Source organism: Roseateles sp. P5_E11 (genome assembly GCF_054049355.1).
On record NZ_JBFUMO010000696.1, the window covers coordinates 1 to 2,677 of the forward strand.

Here is a 2,677-nt window from a genome sequence, read left to right on the forward strand (position 1 = left end):
GCCACAGCAGCGCCTGGGCCTTGCCGAAGCCGCGCTGGCGCAGCGGCGCCAGCGCGGCCCGCAGCACACGCAGATGGGCGAACAGGCCGAAGCGCATCAGCAGCCGGCCAGCTTGAGCCGCCCCCAGAGCCAGCCGGTCTTGTAGCCGGCCAGCACCGCGATGGACTGCTGGTGGACATAGGGCAGTCGCCCGCCCCAACCGAAGAAGCGGTCGCGCAACCAGGGCGCGACAACGGCGTGGGACTGGAACATCGGCGTCAGGCCCTTGCTGGCCTGACCGTAGAAGCGCAGGTGGGCGCGGCGGCGGCGGCCGTAGCGCTCGAACACGCCGGGCCAGTCGCCACCGACCTCGCTCGCCAGCTCGTGCGCATCGATCAGCGCCATGTTGGCGCCCTGCCCTAGCTGCGGGCTCATGCCATGGGCGCAGTCACCAATGGCCAGCACGCGGCCGTCATGCCAGCGCGCCATGTGGACATCGGCGTAGCGGGCTTCACGCAACTGCCCGGCATCGCGCAGGCCGGCCAGCAGCGGCAAGACGTCGGGAAAGAGCTCGGCCATCTGCTGCTTGATGCGATCCAGCCCAACGCGCTCGCGCCAACCTTCAAGTTCGGCGACGGGCAGACTCCAGAACAGGTTGATGCCTCGTGCGCCATCGGCGTGATCGGCCCTGCCGACCGGCATCAGGCCGATCATCTGCGACGCCGACCGGAAGCGCTGGCGCAGCTCGATCTGAGGGAAACCAGGCGGCGCCGGCAGCACGGTCCAGACGGCGCCCCAGGGGAAGGCGCGCGCATGCTGGCTGACCTTCATGCCTTCGCGCAGCCTGGAGAAGCTGCCGTTGGCGAGGATCAGCGCGGCATGGCGAGCCTTGGCTCCGCCGGACAAACGCAAGGTGACGCCGGCCTCGTCCTGCTCGAAGCCTTCAACCAGCGCGCCGCAATGCCAGCGGACGCCGAGCTCGCGCACGCGCTTCCACAGCATGCCCATCAACGCGCCGCGCTGGATGCCCAGGCCATAGGCCTCAGGATGGAAGCGCCGGTAGCTCATGTCCAGCACCGCGCGGCCCGAGGGCGTGTCGCCGAACAAGCGGTCTACCCGCGTACCCAGCGCCAGCGCCTCGTCCAGCAGCCCCATGGCCGTGAGCACGCGCTGGCCGGTGGGCTGAAGCAGCAGGCCCGCACCGATGGGTTTGGGCTCGGGCACGGCCTCGTACAGATCAACAGCGACGCCGCGCTCGGCCAGACGAATCGCTGCGGCCGCGCCGGCGACACCGGCGCCGACGATGGCGACGGATTCAGGCAAAGCGCAGGATGGGCTGGTCTACCGACAGGCTCTCGCCCGGCTTGGCCAACACCTCGGCGACGGTCACGTCCTGCGCGGCGGTCAGGATGTTCTCCATCTTCATCGCCTCAATGACCGCCAGCCGCTCACCGGCCTGAACCGTCTGGCCGACCTGCGCAACTAGGTGCACGAGCAGCCCGGGCATGGGCGACAGCAGCAGTTTGGAGGTGTCCGGCGGTGCCTTGTAGGGCATCAACGTCTGCAATTCGGCCGCGCGCGGGCTCAGCACGGTCAGCTCGATCAACAGGCCGCCATGGTGGATGCGATAGGCCAGCGGGTTCTTCGCCGTGCCGCGCTCAGCCTGGGCGGTAAAGGCCAGGCCATTGACGGTGCCGGTGATGCGCACGTCGTTCAGGCGGGAGCTGGAAACGATGCGGTAGTCCTTGCCGCCCACCTGCACGCGTGCCTCGCCCAGCGCGCCCGCGTATTCGCTGATGTGCAGCGCATGGCGCTCGCTGTGGCCAGCGCCGAGATTGACGACGGCAACGTAGTCGTGCTCGATCTGCACCTCGTGGCCGCGCAACTGGCCGCTGATGCCGGCCTCGCGCTCACGTGCCTTGCGGCGGATGAAGCCGGCCAGCGCGACAAGGAAGAGCGGGTCGTCATGCGGCACATCCTCGGCCTTGAAGCCGCCGGCGTAGTGCTGGGCGATGAAGCCGGTGTTGAAGTCGCCGCTCGCAAAGTCCGGGTGGGCCAGCAGCGCCGCCTGGAAGGGGATGTTGCTGGACACGCCACGGATGACGAAGCCGTTCAGCGCCTCGCGCATCTTGGCGATGGCTTCGGCCCGGTCGCGGCCGTGCACGATGAGCTTGGCGATCATCGAGTCGTAGAACATCGGGATCTCGCCGCCCTCGTAGACGCCGGTGTCCACGCGCACGCCAAAGCGCTGCGGCTCGGCCTGCGTCATCGTCGTCTCGGGCGGCTGGTAGCGCACCAGGCGGCCGGTGCTGGGCAGGAAGTTGCGGAAGGGGTCTTCCGCATTGATGCGGCATTCGATGGCCCAACCTTCGCGCTTGATCTGCTCCTGCGTGAATGACAGCGGCTCGCCGGCGGCGACGCGAATCATCTGCTCGACGAGGTCCAGGCCGGTGATGCACTCGGTGACCGGGTGCTCCACCTGCAGCCGCGTGTTCATCTCCAGGAAGTAGAAGCCCTGGTCCTTGCCGACGACGAACTCCACCGTGCCGGCGCTCTGATAGTTCACCGCCTTTGCCAGAGCCACCGCCTGCTCTCCCATCGCGCGGCGCGTGGCCTCGCTGATAAAGGGCGACGGCGCCTCCTCGATGACCTTCTGGTGGCGSCGCTGGATGGAGCATTCGCGCTCCCACAGGTAGAC

Annotated in this window: 2 protein-coding genes; both read right to left on the minus strand. The window is 68.6% G+C overall.

Annotated elements, in window-relative coordinates; all coding sequences use genetic code 11:
• Positions 1-96 precede the first annotated feature (96 nt).
• Positions 97-1,302, minus strand: a complete 1,206-nt coding sequence (locus ACXJKR_RS29305) for an FAD-dependent oxidoreductase (RefSeq protein WP_056196622.1) — start codon at positions 1,300-1,302, stop codon at positions 97-99.
• A partial coding sequence (locus ACXJKR_RS29310; RefSeq protein ID WP_457325847.1) for an ATP-binding protein occupies positions 1,295-2,677 on the minus strand: 1,383 nt, incomplete at its 5' end. The genes ACXJKR_RS29305 and ACXJKR_RS29310, both read right to left, overlap by 8 nt.